The organism is Streptomyces sioyaensis, assembly GCF_004122735.1.
GTDB lineage: Bacteria > Actinomycetota > Actinomycetes > Streptomycetales > Streptomycetaceae > Streptomyces > Streptomyces sioyaensis.
In genome coordinates this window covers 1-14,983 of record NZ_SDIF01000089.1, presented here as the reverse complement: position 1 = coordinate 14,983, position 14,983 = coordinate 1, and the positions used below count along the sequence as shown (strand labels likewise).

General features: G+C 74.8%; 14 protein-coding genes. 9 read left to right on the top strand and 5 right to left on the bottom strand.

Annotated elements, in window-relative coordinates; all coding sequences use genetic code 11:
• The first annotated feature begins 627 nt into the window (after positions 1 to 627).
• Together EST54_RS24865 and EST54_RS24860 are read left to right on the top strand one after the other, a co-directional pair.
• Positions 628 to 1,266 (top strand): LysM peptidoglycan-binding domain-containing protein, encoded by a 639-nt coding sequence (locus tag EST54_RS24865; RefSeq protein ID WP_129249950.1) that lies wholly within the window; start codon positions 628 to 630, stop codon positions 1,264 to 1,266.
• 169 nt (positions 1,267 to 1,435) lie between these two features.
• The gene (locus tag EST54_RS24860) at positions 1,436 to 1,816 is read left to right on the top strand and encodes a hypothetical protein (RefSeq protein ID WP_129249963.1); all 381 of its coding nucleotides are present in this window, start codon (positions 1,436 to 1,438) and stop codon (positions 1,814 to 1,816) included.
• Between the two features lie 183 nt (positions 1,817 to 1,999).
• Here EST54_RS24860 and EST54_RS24855 read toward each other — a convergent pair whose 3' ends face one another.
• Both EST54_RS24855 and EST54_RS24850 read right to left on the bottom strand, forming a co-directional pair.
• Complete coding sequence (locus tag EST54_RS24855; protein WP_129249962.1) at positions 2,000 to 2,353, bottom strand: hypothetical protein; 354 nt, start codon at positions 2,351 to 2,353, stop codon at positions 2,000 to 2,002.
• Between the two features lie 212 nt (positions 2,354 to 2,565).
• Positions 2,566 to 2,853, bottom strand: a complete 288-nt coding sequence (locus EST54_RS24850; protein ID WP_129249949.1) for a hypothetical protein — start codon at positions 2,851 to 2,853, stop codon at positions 2,566 to 2,568.
• A gap of 215 nt (positions 2,854 to 3,068) precedes the next feature.
• Between EST54_RS24850 and EST54_RS24845 the strand changes: the two genes are divergently transcribed.
• The 3 genes from EST54_RS24845 to mptB all read left to right on the top strand — a co-directional run bounded on the left by EST54_RS24845 (position 3,069) and on the right by mptB (position 6,628).
• Entirely contained in the window at positions 3,069 to 4,199 is a 1,131-nt protein-coding gene (locus tag EST54_RS24845) for a site-2 protease family protein (protein WP_129249948.1), read from the top strand.
• Between the two features lie 107 nt (positions 4,200 to 4,306).
• Positions 4,307 to 5,047, top strand: coding sequence for a PP2C family protein-serine/threonine phosphatase (locus EST54_RS24840; protein ID WP_129249947.1), 741 nt, complete (start codon positions 4,307 to 4,309; stop codon positions 5,045 to 5,047).
• Between the two features lie 126 nt (positions 5,048 to 5,173).
• A complete protein-coding gene (gene mptB, locus EST54_RS24830; protein ID WP_129249946.1) occupies positions 5,174 to 6,628 on the top strand; it encodes a polyprenol phosphomannose-dependent alpha 1,6 mannosyltransferase MptB in 1,455 nt (484 codons plus the stop codon).
• Here the strand turns inward: mptB and EST54_RS24825 are convergent.
• Positions 6,561 to 7,589: a lysylphosphatidylglycerol synthase domain-containing protein gene (locus EST54_RS24825; RefSeq protein WP_129249945.1), complete on the bottom strand. Its 1,029-nt coding sequence runs from the start codon at positions 7,587 to 7,589 to the stop codon at positions 6,561 to 6,563. The two genes, mptB and EST54_RS24825, sit on opposite strands and share 68 nt — an antisense overlap.
• The gene (locus EST54_RS24820; RefSeq protein WP_244942610.1) at positions 7,586 to 8,428 is read right to left on the bottom strand and encodes a PIG-L family deacetylase; all 843 of its coding nucleotides are present in this window, start codon (positions 8,426 to 8,428) and stop codon (positions 7,586 to 7,588) included. Before EST54_RS24820 ends, EST54_RS24825 begins: the two co-directional genes overlap by 4 nt.
• 5 nt (positions 8,429 to 8,433) lie before the next feature.
• On the opposite strand from EST54_RS24820, the gene EST54_RS24815 reads away from it, so the two are divergent.
• The 3 genes from EST54_RS24815 (at position 8,434) to EST54_RS24805 (ending at position 11,712) form a co-directional block, all read left to right on the top strand.
• A complete protein-coding gene (locus tag EST54_RS24815) occupies positions 8,434 to 9,603 on the top strand; it encodes a glycosyltransferase family 4 protein (RefSeq protein ID WP_338059686.1) in 1,170 nt (389 codons plus the stop codon).
• Between the two features lie 70 nt (positions 9,604 to 9,673).
• Positions 9,674 to 10,387 (top strand): class I SAM-dependent methyltransferase, encoded by a 714-nt coding sequence (locus EST54_RS24810; RefSeq protein ID WP_129249943.1) that lies wholly within the window; start codon positions 9,674 to 9,676, stop codon positions 10,385 to 10,387.
• Positions 10,384 to 11,712 carry a glycosyltransferase 87 family protein gene (locus EST54_RS24805; RefSeq protein WP_129249942.1) on the top strand — a complete coding sequence of 443 codons (1,329 nt, stop codon included), beginning with the start codon at positions 10,384 to 10,386 and terminating at the stop codon, positions 11,710 to 11,712. Before EST54_RS24810 ends, EST54_RS24805 begins: the two co-directional genes overlap by 4 nt.
• Here EST54_RS24805 and EST54_RS24800 read toward each other — a convergent pair.
• Entirely contained in the window at positions 11,628 to 13,235 is a 1,608-nt protein-coding gene (locus EST54_RS24800; RefSeq protein ID WP_129249941.1) for a serine/threonine-protein kinase, read from the bottom strand. The genes EST54_RS24805 and EST54_RS24800 overlap by 85 nt on opposite strands.
• Positions 13,236 to 13,513: 278 nt before the next feature.
• On the opposite strand from EST54_RS24800, the gene EST54_RS24795 reads away from it, so the two are divergent.
• The gene (locus tag EST54_RS24795) at positions 13,514 to 14,968 is read left to right on the top strand and encodes a protein kinase domain-containing protein (protein WP_129249940.1); all 1,455 of its coding nucleotides are present in this window, start codon (positions 13,514 to 13,516) and stop codon (positions 14,966 to 14,968) included.
• Positions 14,969 to 14,983: the final 15 nt, after the last annotated feature.

The following is a 14,983-nucleotide window of genomic DNA, read 5'->3' as shown; positions in this document are numbered from 1 at the left end:
CCGGCAGTGGATCCCGATGCGGGATCCCGTAGCGGAACCGGACGGCGAACCAGCAGAGCAAGCGACGCAGAGGCAGAAGCAGAGGCAGAGGTAGAGGCAGAAACTGACGCAGACACAGACGCAGACGTGTTCCACGTGAAACATCCGCGGACGCTGATCCAGCCGGAACAGCCGGTCCGCAGGCAGACCTGAACTACCCGTACCACGCTCGGAGTTCTACGGCCCAGCCCTCTCGTGGCGCCGGTCCCGGACCCTCTCCCAGCTCCAGCCCGAGAACCGCACGCAGCGCATGCGTAGCGGGATTTCCGTGGGTGGTGAGCGGAAAGCGGTCGACGGTATGACCGCGCAGGGCCGTGCGGAACCCGCCCGTGCGCGATGAGCCGCCGCCGTCGTCGTGTGACGCGGCCGTGCTCTCGACGCACGCGTGCGCTGTCCGCGTGCGACGCTCCGGCTGCCCGCCTGCCGCCCGCCGTACCGGTCCGTGCGCGGCCACCCGGGTGAAACACGTGCATGTCGCGCTCCTTCAGCACGCCAAAAACCGTGGTGCCGGGTGTGTTGGTGCGTGCCCACCGGTCGTGGCGAGTCACTCCGCCACGGCGTTGTCGGAGCACAGCGGAGGAAACCGTCATGCCCTCGCACCTTGCCAAACGGTCCGTCGAAACGCTGCTGTCCGTGCTGCTGGCCATGCTGGGCGTCCTCGGCCTCGCCGGCCGGGGCGTCGCGGCGCCCAGCGCGACCACCGGTCCACCGGCGCCCGACTGGGAGCGCATCGCCGCCTGCGAGAGCAGCGGCCGCTGGCACATCAACACCGGCAACGGCTACCACGGCGGGCTGCAGATCGACCTCCCCACCTGGCGCGCGTACGGCGGCGAGCGCTTCGCCCCGCGTGCCGACCTCGCCACCCGCGCCCAGCAGATCGCCGTCGGCGAGCGCATCGTCCGCGACCGCGGCCTGTCGGCCTGGCCGAACTGTGCCCGGGTGACCTCGGGCGACGACCGCTCCGACGGCGGCTCGGCCACCGCCGGCCAGGAATCCGCCCCGTCCGCGCGGGCCCGCCAACGAGCCACCCCGGCCCGCAGCCTCAGGTCCGTCGCCGGCCCCGCGGCACCCAGCTACGTGGTGCGCCCCGGGGACTGTCTTTCCGTCATCGCCGCACGCACCCACACGCCGGGCGGCACCAAGGCGCTGTACGACCTGAACAAGGACACCCTCGCGCAGGGCCCGGACCTCATCTATCCGGACCAGCGGCTGTGGTTGCCGGTCTGACGGCGACGACCCGGCGTCCGTCGGCGCGCCGTCCCAAAGGGCCGTCACGGTGAATCCGGTGATCGGTCAGAGTGAATGCGCGGGACGGGCCGTTGCTCACGCTTGGTGGACGGGGCAACGGCCGGTAGCAAGACCGCGGGGTACCAACCGCGAGGTGCAGGAGCACACAGTGAAGAACATGGCACGGGTGAATTTCGTGATTGCGGGAGCGTGCGGTCTGCTCCTGGCCGCCGGCGGGGCGTCGCCCGCACTGGCATGGGACGGGCCGTTCGACGACGGGGGCGGCGTGTTCAACAGCGACACGTTCGCCAACTTCCACGCCGGGTTCAACTGCTCGCACCGCGCCAGGATCTGCATCAACGGGCCGCTGAACAGCGGAAACGTCCGGAACTCGCAGAACGTCCACCTGTCCGGCAACCAGAGCAACAGCGGTAGCCCGACCAACGTCAACGGCAACACCAACGACGACGCGGGCGGCACGACCGGAGCCGAGAACAAGACCAGCAACAACCAGCAGCACATCGGCCACGGCGGCAAGCAGCGACTGTGATCCGACGCTGATCCGCCACACCCTCCGGCCCCGGCTCGTCCGGGGCCGGAGTCGTGTCCGCCGGGCCGGGCGCCGGCGAGCTTGTGGGGCCGGAAACGGCGATCGCCCGGCGGAGGCCGCCGGGCGATCGCGGGTCGGCCCGCGAGGACCGCGGGCCGTGACCGGGCCGGGGCCCGGTCCGGGTCAGTGCAGCTTGAGGATGCGCTGGAGGTTGTTGCCGCTGTCCTTCGACGCGCCGGTGACGCTGTCGCCGCTGTTGGTGGACCCGTTGGTGTTTTTGAGATTGCCGCTGTTGTTGGGATTGCCGTGGTTGAGGAAGTTGCCGCTGTTCATGCTGTTGCCGCTGTGTACCGGCCCGTTGATGCAGGGGTGCGGTGAACGGAACACCGGCGACCTGTAGTTGAAGTCTGCGAGGCGGTTGTTGCAGATCACTCCGGAGATCATGCCGGCCACGGTGCCGACGTCGGCGCCTGCCACGGCCGACAGCAGGGACTCACCCGGAACGGACACGGCCTGGGCGACCCCGCCGCCGAGCATCACCAGTCCGCATGCCCCGACGATGCTCCCTGCCTGCGCAATTCTTCTCACGTCGCTCCTCGCCTCCGCGTCCGTCCGATGCCAGACGTATCGTCCTGCCGTTGCCGTCCCGCACCGTCGTTCAACCCGCGGGGAACAAAACGCTCGGCGGCCACAATCAGCCGGGTGGCCCAACACGTGAGGCGTGGTCCGACGGCCGTCCGGCGGCGCGCTCAGAGGACGAGCCGCTCCGGCATGGGCTGCTCCACGCCGTCCAGCTCCAGCGTGCACCGGGGCATGGAGGGGACGAGATGCGGCTGGCGCAGCAGGACCCGGAAGGGGTGGACCGGCTCCTCGGGGAGTTCGCCCCTCAGGACGTTCATCCCGGCGCTGTGTTCCTTCTGGTAGGCGACCACCTTGCCGTCGACCAGGAGCTCGACCTCTCCGGCCCGGCCGGGCCCGACGTTCACGGTGATCGAGTGGTCACCCTGGTCCAGGTGGAAGTGGTGGCTGGGCCCCATGTCGCACCTCCCGTGGTGATGTGCCGGCGGACGGGGCAGCCGTCCGCACGGCCGGTCATGCCTTCGTCTTTCCAGCGTAGGACGTGTGCCGGGAAGACACGCCCTGGGTTCCGCGCGCGACAATGGTGACGTGAGGCCGGGCGGTCGCTTCCCGGAGCGCAGGCCGACGAGGCCTGCCCCGCGGGGGCCGGGCGCCGGGCCGTCAGGAGACGACGATGAACGGCTCGGTCCGGGTGGGACGTGTGGTCGGGGTCCCGCTGCGCATGCACTGGAGCGTGCCGCTGCTGGTGGGCCTGTTCGCGTACGGACTCGGCCGGCAGGGCCTGCCCGTCTGGACGCCGGGGCGCTCGGACGCCGTCTACGCCCTCGCCGGAGTCGTCGGGGCCGCGCTGCTCATGGGCAGCCTGCTGCTGCACGAAACGGCGCATGCCGCGGTCGCCCTGCGGAAGAAGATCTCCGTCGAGGACGTGACGCTGTGGGCGCTGGGCGGCACCACCCGGATGGGGCGGCCGCAGAGCGCGGCGGCGGCCTTCGCGGTGGCGGTCAGCGGGCCGCTCACCAGCCTGGTCATCGGCGGCATCGCGCTCGGCGCCGGATTCGGGCTGCACGGGCTGTCCGGCTGGGCGGTGCCCTCGGTCGTCCTGGCGTGGCTGGGCTGGGCGAACCTCTTCCTGGGCGTCTTCAACCTGCTGCCGGCCGTGCCGCTGGACGGCGGCAGGGTGGTGCAGGCCGTGCTGTGGTGGCGCACCGGGGACCGGGACCGCGCGGATCTGGCGGCGTCCCGCGGCGGCCAGATCATGGGGCTGCTGCTGGTGGCCGCCGGCTGGATCTCCGTGCTGCGGGGCGCGCCGGGCGGGCTGTGGATCGTCTTCGTCGGCCTGTTCATCATGGTCGTCGCCGGGGCGGAACGGCGCCGCGCCGCGCTGCACACCTCGCTGCGCGGGGTACGTGTGTCCGAGGCGATGTCCAGCCCGGTGACGACCGGCGCCGACTGGCTGACCGTCCAGCGCTTCATCGACGAGGTCGCCGTGCACTCCCGTCACTCCGCGCTGCCGCTGGTCGACTTCGACGGCCGCCCCAGCGGCGTCGTGCAGCTGCGCCGGCTGGCGTCGGTCCCGGCCGCGAGCCGGGAGAGCCTGCGGGTGCGGGAGGTGGCGATCCCGCTGTCCCAGTGCGCGGTCGCCGCTCCGGACGAGCCGCTGAGCACGGCGCTCGACCGGATCAGCCTGCGGACCGGGGCGCGCATCCTCGTCGTGGAGGACGGGCGGCTGGTGGGCATCGCCACCGGCAAGGACGTCTCCCGGCTGATGCAGCGCTCCACCCTGAGCGGCAAGGACACCCGCTGACCGGCCGGTTCCGGCGCGGCGCGCGCGGGGCCGGGCGGCGGCGCGACAATGGGGAGACGGCACGCCACGGGCCCGCCGTGGCGGAGCACCGGAGTCGGGACGCGTCCATGCAGTACGTCACCGTGACCGCGCTGAGCCACACCGGACTGGTCCGCGAGCACAATGAGGACAGCCTGGTGGCCGGCCCCTGGACGCTCTGCGGCACGGTGACCGAGAACCCGCAGACCCTGGTGTTCCCGCTCGGCACCCCGCTGGTCGTCGCGGTCGCCGACGGCATCGGCGGGCAGCCGGCCGGCGAGGTGGCCAGCGCCCTGACCGTGCGGCAACTGGCCGCGTTCGGGCCGTCACTGGACAGCGAGGAGGCCGTCCGTGACGCCCTGAACCTCTGCAACCACGCGGTGTACGCGGCCGCCGACCGGGACCCGGAGCTGCGCACCATGGGCACCACCGTCGCCGGCGCCGTCGTCCGGGACGATGCGGTGCTGGTGTTCAACGTCGGCGACAGCCGGGTGCTGGACGCGACCGCGGACGACCTGTGCCAGGTGAGCGTGGACGACAGCCCCGCGCCGGCGCCGGGCCGGACCACCACCTCGCTCGTCACCCAGGCGATTGGCGGGGCGCGGGAGTTCAGCCCCGTCGTCCCGCACGTCGCGACCGCGCCGCTCGCCGCGGGCGCCCGTTATCTGGTGTGCACCGACGGCCTGACCGACCATGTCCCCCAGGACGAGGTCGAGGAGCTGCTGCGGTTGCACAGCGGCGGCCGGGCCGCCTTCGAACTGTGGAAGTCCGCCATCGAGGCGGGCGGGCCCGACAACATCACGCTGGCGCTGATCGGCATCGGCGAGTAGCGCGGCCGCGGAGCGCCGCCACCGCGCGGGCCCGTCCGCCGCGCCATGGACCCGCCCTCGCACGGACGGGCGACGTGCCCGGCCGGGTGTGCCGCCGCGGCCCCCGCTCCGCTCTAGGTTGGCCGGATGAGCGCGGCAGGGAGCACCGTCCGGGGAAGCGTGCTCCTGGGCGCGCTGGGGTCCGTCCTGCTGGGGGCCGGCGCCTGGGCGGCCGGGGCGCTGCCGCCGGGGGTGCCGGACGGGGTGTGGGGGCGGCGCGGGGAGTCGGTCACCTGGGTGTGCGTGGCCGCCTCCTGTGCCGGGCTGGTGCTGCTGGTCACCGCCTGGTGGCAGCTGGGCAGCCGGCTCGCGTCCGGTGCGGGGGTCGGGCGGTGGCAGCTGCGGGCGGCGCTGTGGTGCTGGGCGCTGCCGCTGGTGCCGGGCCCGCTGGTGGGCAGCAGCGACGCCTACAGCTATCTCGCCCAGGGCGCGTTGGCGGGCCGCGGCCTGGATGTGTACGCGCTGGGCCCGGCGGCGCTGGGCGGTCCGCTCGCGGCCAACGTCCCGGGGATGTGGCACCGGTCGCCGGCCCCGTACGGACCGCTGTCCGTCGCGGCGGCCCGCGCCGTGGTGGCGGTCACCGGAGAACAGCACGTGGTGGCCGCGGTGCTGGGGCTGCGGCTGGTGGCGCTGGCCGGAGTGGGCCTGATGGTGTGGGCCCTGGGGCGGCTGGCGGACACCTCGGGCCCGGGGGCGGCCGGCGCGCTGTGGGCCGGGGCGCTCAACCCGCTGGTGCTGCTGCATCTGGTGGGCGGGGCGCACAACGACGCGCTGATGCTCGGGCTGGTGCTGGCCGGGCTGCTGGCGTTCCGCCGCGGGCGCTGGTGTCTGGGGACCGTCGTCCTGACCGCGGCGGTGCTGGTGAAGGCCCCCGCCGCGGTGGCGCTGCTGTGCGCGGCCGCGGTGACCGTGGCCGGGCGGGACGGGCCCCGGCAGCGGTGGCGGCAGGCGGCGCGGCTCGCCGGGGTGGCGGCCGCGGCGCTGGTGGCGGGGGTGGCGGTGTGCGGCCAGGGGTGGGGATGGCTGTGGACCCTGCGGACGCCCGCCGCGGTGCACACCCTGCTGTCCCTGAGCACCGACGCCGGCCATCTGCTGGGGTGGCTCGCCGAGGGGCTCGGGTGGGGCACGGCGGGCGGGGCGATGACGGCCGCGCGGCTGGCCGGACTCCTGGGGGGCCTGGCCGCGGTGGGCTACTGGGTGTGGCGCGCCCCGCACGCCGGTGCCGAACGGGCCGCGGGCGCCGGGCTGTTGGCGCTGGTGGTCGCCGCACCGGCGGCGCAGCCCTGGTACGTGCTGTGGGCGGTGGTGCCGCTGGCGGCGGCCGACTGGCGGCGGCTGGCGCGGCCCGGCGCGAAGGCGGCAGTGGTGGCGCTCACGCTGGTGGTGATGCCCTCGGGGCAGGGCCCCACCTGGGCGAGCGGATGCGCGGCCGCGGTCGGGGCGGGGCTGGCGCTGGCCGTGGTGGCGACCGGACTCAGGGTGCGGCCGGTGCCGGCGCCGGCCGCCGTCCTCCCGGACGCAGCAGCCAAAGTGCGCCGGTGAGCGCGCCCAGGGGGATCTCCAGCAGATGTGTGAACGCGGCGAAGAGCAGCATCGCCGAGGCCACCGCGGCGGGGGCGCCACCGAGGGCGACGAGCGCGACGGCGGCGGCGCACTCGGTGACGCCGATCCCGCCGGGGGTCACCGCGATCTGGGTCAGCAGCCGGCTGGCGGCGAACACCGCGAGCGCGTCCGCCACCCTCGTACGGGCGCCCGCCGCCTGCAGACAGACCAGGAACAGCACGCCCTGCGCCGCCAGCGTGGCGGCCATCGCGCACACCAACTGCGGCCAGGACCGGCGCAGCACGTCCCGGCCGGCGCGCACGCCGGCCGCCAGGCGCCGGGCGTGCGCGGTGATCCGGCGCCGCGGCGCGCCGGCCGGTGCGCCCGGCCGGCGGACCCGGGACGCCCGGCGGCGTACGGCCGGCCGGACGGCGGCGCACGCCGCGGGCAGCACGAGGACCACCGCGCCGGCGGCCGCTGCCCAGCCGATGCCGGGCACCGCGGTCCGGGCCAGCAGCAGTGCGCCCACCGCGGACAGGAACAGCCGGGCGGCCACGTTGCACACCCCGGTGAGCGCCACGCACACCGCCACGGCGCGCGGCGGGTGCCCCCAGCGCCGCGCCATGGCGTAGGTGACCGCGACCCCGGCACCGCCGCCGAGCGGCAGCAGATTGCTGACGGCGCTGCCGGTGCAGTGCACCACCAGCGCCTGACGCTGCGTCAGCCCGGGGAGCGCGGCGGTGAGGACGTAGGTGTAGCTCCACAGCGCGGCCGCCGCCGAGGCGCACATCAGCGCCAGCTCGGGCCCGCTGAGGTGCCCGAACTGGGCCCGGACGGCGGCCCAGTCGGTGCCCGCCGCCTTCGGTACGGCCAGCGCCAGCAGCACCAGGCCGGCGGCGGAGGAGAGCAGGCCCAGCAGCCGCACGGCGAGCGCCGGCAGGCGTACGGCCCGCCGCCTCATCGGCGCGCTGCCGTCGCCAGGGTGCCCGCCAGTGTGGCCAGCGGGTCGCGCAGGACGGGCCCGGCGGGCAGCCCCCGCTGGATGTACCACTCGGTGCCCAGCACCTGGCGGAAGGCCGGTCCGGGCAGCCGGCCCAGGGCGGCCAGGGTGCGTTCGGAGTCACCGCCCTGCGCCTGGCTGAGGTGCGCGGCGAGGCTGGCGCGCTTGGCCCGCCAGTACCGCTTGACCGGTACCCGGTGGGTGATGTCGGCGCGGGCGCCGTACGCCTGCCGGAAGGAGTCCCGGTCGAACTGGGGCGGGAAGCGGTGGACCCAGGAGGCCGCCCGCAGCCCGCGCAGCAGCAGGGTCCGGTCGACGGTGGCCTCCAGGACCACCGGGGTGCCCGCCAGTTGGGCGGCGCGGTAGCCGACGTGGTGCACCTGTACGTGGTCCGGATGGCCGTAGCCGCCGGCCGGGTCGTAGACGGTCAGCAGGTCGGCGCCCTCCTCGGTGAGCAGTGCGGCCAGCCGGCCGGCCGCTTCGTCGACGTCGGCCGAGGCGAACGGCTGCGCGCCGCCGGGGGCGGGGGCCTCGGGGGTGCCGGAGTGCCCGGAATCGGCGTAGCCGAGGAAGGCGACGCGCGCGCACCCCAGGATCCGGGCGGAGGCGTGGGCCTCCGCGCGGCGCACCCCGCCCAGACCGCTGTCCCGCAGGGCGGTTGAGGTCAGGCCGCGTTCGCCCGCCGTGGCCAGGACCAGCACCACGCGGTGGCCCCGGCGGGCCAGGCCCGCCATGGTGCCGGCGGTCAGCAGTGCCTCGTCGTCCGGATGGGCGTGGAAGAACAAACACGTATGTCGCACGAAGCATGATGTACCACCCCATACTGGTGGACTTCACGCCAGATTTCGGAAGTGCAGCCATGATCCTTCACATTTCAGACTGCTTTGCGCCGCGGACAGGAGGTATCGAAATCCAGGTCGCCGCCTTGGCCGCCGCGCAGCACCGGGCGGGTCAGGCCACCGAGGTCGCCACCGCGACGCCGGCCGCTTCGGGGGACCCGGAGGCACCGTGGCCGTTTCCCGTGCACAGGATCACCGCGCGGCTGCCCGGGCAGCTGCCCGTTCACCCCAGGGCGGGACAGGCGATCGACCGGCTGTTGACGAGGCGTCACCCACGGGTGGTGCATGTGCACCTGGGCGCGGCCTCCCCGTTCGCCTGGGCGGCGCTGGCCTGCGCGCGGCGGCGGGGCATCCCGGCCGTGGCCACCATCCACAGCATGTGGGATCCCGTGGTGCGGTGCATGTACCGCCTGCTGAGCCGGACCGGGCACGGCCCCGCCGCTCCGGTCGTCGTGACGACGGTGAGCCGATCGGCGGCCCGGCTGGTCCGCCAGGCGCTCCCGGACCTCGCCCCGCGGGTCATTCCCAACGGGATCGACGCCGCGTGGTGGCGCACCCGCGCCGAGGTGGAGCGGCAGGACGGCCGGGTGCACGTGGTCGCCGTCGGCCGGCTCGTCCCGCGCAAGGAACCCATGGAGCTGCTGGCGGCGCTGCACTCCGCACACACCCGGATGTCCCGGCAGGGCACGGCGCTGCGCGCCACCTTCGCCGGTGCCGGACCGAGCCTCCGGCCGATACAGCGCTATCTGCGCCGCCACCACATGGACGGCTGGATCCGCCTGGTGGGCCGTCTGCAGCCCCGGGAGGTCCGGGATCTGCTGTCCGAGGCGGACCTGTTCGTCAACGCGTCCTGCCGGGAGTCCTTCGGGATCGCCGCCCTGGAGGCGCGCACCAGCGGGCTCCCGGTCCTCGCCCGGGAGCACACCGGTGTCGCCGACTTCGTACGGCACAACCGTGAGGGCGCCCTGTGCGGTCACTCGGCCTTCGCGCTCGCCGACGAGGTGCTCTGGCTGGCCCGTACGCCGGGGGCACGGCGCAGCCTGGCGGCACACAACTGGGAGACCGAGCCGGTGCACTGCACCTGGCCGGTGGTCACCGACGCTTTCGCCCACGCCTACGACGACGTCGCCCGCTGACGCGCCGAGCTGCCCCCTACGCCCGGCGGCCGCCGGGGAGCGCGGCCACCGCAACGGCCGGAAGGTTTTCATGCACCGGGTTCTCGACCGCTGTCACCGCACGCTCTTCGCCGCGCTCTCCCTCATCGGCGTCCGCGGCCAGGAACGGCTGCTGCACTGGTACTTCGACTGGTGGCACCGGCGGCCGGACCCGTGGGGGCTGGCCGTGGACGAGTACGAGCAGTTCAAGTACGCGACGACACTGGAGCAGCTTCCCGCCCGCCACTACGGGCGGATCCTGGACGTGGGGTGCAGCGAGGGCGCCTTCACCCACCGCCTCGCGGCGGCCTATCCGCACGCCGACGTCACCGGTGCGGACATCTCCGAACGGGCCCTCGCCCGGGCCCGCACGCCCGTCCCCGGCCCCGCCCCCCGGTTCGTGCGCCTGAACATCGTCACCGCGCCGCCGGCGGACCGCTTCGACCTCGTCTTCTGCGCCGAGCTGCTGTATTACCTGGGCCGGCCCCGGCAACTGCGGCGGGCCTGCGCCCATCTGACCGCGGCCGTGGCGCCCGGCGGGCTGCTGGTCCTGGTGCACCCGTGGCCGGAGGCCCGCAGATTCTGTGCGTACATCGAGGCGGCCGCGGACGTGCGCCGCGTCACCGAGCACGTGGAGCGGGGCACCGGCCGGCCCTTCGCGGTCAGCGTCTACGAGGCGGCCGCGACGGCGGGCCGGCATGCGGCGGGCCACCGTGCGGCGGGCCGCCTCGCACGGCCCGGCCGGCAGACGGGCCGGGGAGCGTGAGCCGCGCGGTCCGCCTCCCTCCCGGCGGGGCGGGCGAGGCGCGTACGGCACCGGGCCGGCGCCGTATCGAGGCGGCGCGGAACCTGCTCGCCCGCCGTCCGGGCGCGGTGCTGCTGCTGTCCGCCACGGCGCTGCTGCTGCTGATGTGGCTCCCGGCGTGCCTGCGCACGGGCATGGTGGACCTGCGGGTCTACCGGGCCGCGGCCCCGCATCTGGCCACCGGCGATCTCTACGCCTTCCGCCTGCGGCTGCCCGGCTCCCACATGTTCCCGCTGCCGTTCACCTATCCGCCCTTCGCCGCACTGCTCTTCCTCCCGCTCGGCCGGGTCGTCTGGCCGGTGGCGAGCGGCGTGTGGACCGCGGCCTCGATGGCGGCGCTGTGCGGGCTGGTCCACTGCTGTCTGCGGCTGGCCGACCCGGACGCTCCCGCCGCCCGGTACCGCCGCCGGGTGCTGCTGTGGAGCGCCGTCCTGCTGTGGACCGAACCGGTCGCCGTCACGCTCGCGTTCGGGCAGATCAATCTGCTGCTGGCGGCGCTGGTCGGCTACGCGGTCCGGCGGCGTACCGCGGCGACGGCGGGGCTCGGCACCGGCCTCGCCGCGGGCATCAAGCTGGTCCCCGCGGTCACCGGCCTCTACTTCCTGGCACACCGGCGCTGGTCGGCGGTGTGGTGGTCGGCCGCGGTGTTCCTCGCCACGGTCGCGGCCGGCTGGTGGGCGGCCCCGCGGACCGCCACCGACTTCTGGCTCCATACGGTGGGCGAGGCCGCACGCGTCGGGCCGGTCGGCTCGGTGCTGAACCAGTCGCTGCGCGGGGCCCTGTCGCGCACGCTCGGCCATGACGTCGGCTGGTCCGCCCCCTGGTGGGCCTGCGCCGTCCCGGCGGCGCTGCTGGCGCTGACGGCCGTGGTGCGCACGGCCCGCCGCGGCGACCGGCTCGGCGCGCTGCTCGCCGTCCAGTTCTCCGGCCTGCTGCTGTGCCCCGTCTCCTGGTGCCATCACTGGGTCTGGGCCGTCGCGGCCGTGCTGTGGCTGGTCCACGCCCCGCGCCGGACACCCGCGCACACCGCGGCCCTGCTGTCCTGGTGCACCGTCCTCGCCGGGTATCCCATCCACTGGCTGGAGCTGGCCCAGCCGGACATCACGCAGTTCGGCCGGCCCTGGTACCTCGCCACGCTCGGCTGGTGCTATCCCGTCTGTGCGGTGCTCACCCTCGTCGCGCTGTGCGCGGGCGCCGGCGGCTACGCGCGCAGGCGGATGCCCTTGACGGCGTTGTCGAAGTCCGGCCGGTACTGGTTCCACCGGTCGTCCGGCGCGGAGAGGTAGATGACGTACTGGGTGCCGTCCGTGCCGCTGAACGCCAGCTCCACCGCCCGGTAGCCGCGTTGCCGGCCCTGGAAGGTGAACTCCCAGTACCCCGCGGGCCGTCCGCGGAAGGTCGTGGTGTCCATCCGTACCCGCTCATAGCCCGGGTTGTCCCGGCGGGTCTGGGCCTCCTCGGTCTCCCGCCAGTGCCGGACCGGATCGGACCCGGCGAATTCCGCGATGTTGATCCGCAGGCCCACCAGCTTGGTCGGGTCCACGTAGGCGACCTCACCGCCGGGCGGGTCCTGGCGGGTCCAGCCGTTCCGTACGGGGAGGGAGAAGCCCGTGCCCGGCTTTTCGAGGTGGTAGCCCGCGGGCAACGGCGGCGGGGAGGGGCTGGGGCTCGCCGGGCGGCTCCCGGCCCCGGACGGCCGGCCGGCCGTGTGGCCGGCACCGAGCTGGGGCCACAGCAGCACCCCGCCCGTCGCACAGGCGGCGGCCGCCACCGCCGCGGCACCCCACAGCACCGCGCGCCGGCCGCGGCTGCGCTTCCGGGCCGGGACGGGGTCCTGGGTGCGGTGCGGCCGGGTGGCCGGCTCGGCGGACGGCTGGGTGTCGTCGGTCCGGGAGGACGGCTGGGTGTGGTCGGTCCAGGAGGACGGCTGGGTGTCGTCGGTCCGGGCGGGCGCGGCACCGGTGGCCGGCGCGGCACCGGTGTCCGACGCGCCGGCCGCCTGACCGAGGAGGCGCTCGGCCTCGTGTGCGGCCATGCGCTCCCCGGGGTCCTTCACCAGCAGGCCCTCGATCACCGGGGCCAGTCCGCCGGCGTTGCGCGGCGGGTCGTGGGCCTCGACGACCGTGGCGTAGGCCATCTCGATCGCGGTGTCCCGCCGGAACGGGGGACGGCCCTCGACGGCTTCGTACAGCGTGGCGCCAAGGGACCACAGGTCGCAGGCCGGCCCGGGCTCGGCGGTCCCGCTCCGCAGGCGCTCCGGCGCGAGGTACGGGATCGACCCGACCAGCTCACCGGTCCTGGTCAGGGAGGGCGTGCCGGACTGCACGGCGATCCCGAAGTCGGTGAGGACGATCCGCCCCGCGCTCCCGAGCAGCACATTGGCGGGCTTGACGTCCCGGTGCAGCACCCCGGCGTCGTGCGCGGCGCGCAGTGCGGCGGCCATCCCGCAGCCGATCCGGGCCGCTTCACCGGGCGGCAGCGCACCGTCGCGCTTCAGCAGATCGCCCAGCGTGACCGAGGGGATGTACTCCATGACGATGCACGGCAGACCCCCGTCGTCGACGACGTCGTGCACCACGATCACATTGGGGTGGGTGATCCGGGCGGCGCTGCGGGCCTCGCGGCGGGTGCGCTCGTGCAGCGTGCGCACCTCGTCGTCGTCGAGGTGGGGCGGTACATGCAGTTTCTTCACGGCGACCTGCCGGCCGAGCACCTCGTCCTCGGCCCGCCACACCGTCCCCATGCCGCCGCGGCCCACGCGCTCCACGAGCCGGTACCGGTCGGCCACGAGTCGTCCCAGATCGGGCACCGCGGGTCTCCTTCACCGCACCGGAACAGATTGCGGCACACCATAGCTCGTACACACGAACGAGTCGCGGGGCGGGGCTCCCGGGTGCGGGCGGCCAGGGCGACACCCGCCGTGCACCGGCTCCCCGCTCCCGGGGACGAGGCGTGTCCGGCGGGCATCGAAGCGCGCGGGGGACCGAGCGGGGGAGCGGGCCGGGCGCGCGGGCCCGGGGCGGAACCCGCCCGCGCTCAGGGGCGTCTTCCGGCGTGTCGGCGTCGGCGGTCCGTGGAGGAAACCGGGTGGAGAACAGAATATTGGGGCAGCGCTACGAGCTGGTGGAGCAGCTCGGCCACGGCGGGATGGGAACGGTGTACCGCGCCCACGACCACCGGTTGCGCCGTACCGTCGCCGTCAAGACCCTCTCCGCCGAACTGGCGCTGCAGCCCGAGTTCCTCTCCCGCTTCCAGCGCGAGGCGCATGCCGCCGCCGCGCTCAACCACCCCGGCGTCGCCACCGTGCACGATGTCGGCGAGGACGCTTCCGGCGGCGCCGCCGAGCCCTATCTGGTCATGGAATACGTGGAGGGCACGACCCTCAGCCACGTCCTCAAGGGCGGGGCGCTGCCGCCCGCGCAGGCGGTCGACGTCGTGGGGCAGGTGCTGGAGGCGCTGGAGCACAGCCACCGGCATGCCATCGTGCACCGGGACATCAAACCCGCGAACGTCATGCTCGCCGGTACCGGCAAGATCAAGGTCGTCGACTTCGGTATCGCCAAGGCCCTCAGCGAGGTGGCCACCCGGCTGACCGGCACGGGCGTGGCGGTCGGCACGCCCGCCTATCTGGCCCCGGAGCAGATCAAGGGCGGCGACACGGACCACCGTACGGACCTCTACGCCGTGGGCGCTCTGCTGTACGAGCTGCTGACCGGGCGTCCCCCGTACACCGGCGATTCCCCGTTCTCCGTCATGCACCAGCATCTGACCGCGGACCCGGTGCCGCCCTCACGGCTCCGCCCCGAACTGCCGCCCGCCCTGGACGCGGTGATCGTCCGGGCGCTGCACAAGGACCGGGAGGACCGTTTCGCCGATGCCGCCGCGATGCGTACGGCACTGAGCGCGGCGGCCCGGACCACCCCGCCGCCCGCCGTCCCGACACCCACCGCACGCGATCCCCGGGCCGGCGCGGTGGCTCCCGCGGCGGTCGCCTCCCCCGCGCCCCCGGGCGAGGGGCCGGCGCCGCGGCCCGCACGCCGGCGGCCGGGCCGGGTGGTGTTCCGGCCGACGGCCGAGGGGGCGGTCGCGCTGCTCGGCTGTCTGCTGTCGCTGGTGATTTCCCGGTCCGACGTGATCGAGGGCAGCGCGTTCTCCCGGGTCGCCCTGCTCGCCGCGGTGTCGGGGGGCGTGCTGCTGCTGTGGTCGGCGCGGCTGGCGTGCGCGGTGGCCTGGGGCCCGGTGGCGGAGGCCGTGGCGGTGTTCTCCGAACTCGCCCGCGGCTCCATCGGCTGGGACACCCACTACGTCATCCTCGCGCTGATGCTGGGTGTGGTGGCCGCGCTGTGCCTGGCCGCCGGCTACCGGGACGAGCGGGCGGGCGGATTCGCGCTGGTGGCCTTCTGGTTCACCGCCCTGACCGCCCTCTGGTTCTTCCTCGACGACCTGCGCAAGATCGGGGTCTTCTACGTCCTGCTGCTGAGCGTCCCGCTCGCCATCGGCGCCCAGGTCCTCAAGTCCCGCACCCGCCCGCCGTCCCCGTAGCCGGCGGCCAGGCAC

Excerpts from the sequence above, each read along its gene's own strand:
- EST54_RS24825 (WP_129249945.1), bottom strand. The coding sequence starts at position 7,589 with ATGAGGCGGCGGGCCGTACGCCTGCCGGCGCTCGCCGTGCGGCTGCTG.
- EST54_RS24850 (WP_129249949.1), bottom strand. The coding sequence starts at position 2,853 with ATGGGGCCCAGCCACCACTTCCACCTGGACCAGGGTGACCACTCGATC.
- mptB (WP_129249946.1), top strand. The coding sequence starts at position 5,174 with ATGAGCGCGGCAGGGAGCACCGTCCGGGGAAGCGTGCTCCTGGGCGCG.
- EST54_RS24815 (WP_338059686.1), top strand. The coding sequence starts at position 8,434 with ATGATGTACCACCCCATACTGGTGGACTTCACGCCAGATTTCGGAAGT.
- EST54_RS24845 (WP_129249948.1), top strand. The coding sequence starts at position 3,069 with ATGAACGGCTCGGTCCGGGTGGGACGTGTGGTCGGGGTCCCGCTGCGC.
- EST54_RS24865 (WP_129249950.1), top strand. The coding sequence starts at position 628 with ATGCCCTCGCACCTTGCCAAACGGTCCGTCGAAACGCTGCTGTCCGTG.
- EST54_RS24855 (WP_129249962.1), bottom strand. The coding sequence starts at position 2,353 with ATGCTCGGCGGCGGGGTCGCCCAGGCCGTGTCCGTTCCGGGTGAGTCC.
- EST54_RS24810 (WP_129249943.1), top strand. The coding sequence starts at position 9,674 with ATGCACCGGGTTCTCGACCGCTGTCACCGCACGCTCTTCGCCGCGCTC.
- EST54_RS24840 (WP_129249947.1), top strand. The coding sequence starts at position 4,307 with ATGCAGTACGTCACCGTGACCGCGCTGAGCCACACCGGACTGGTCCGC.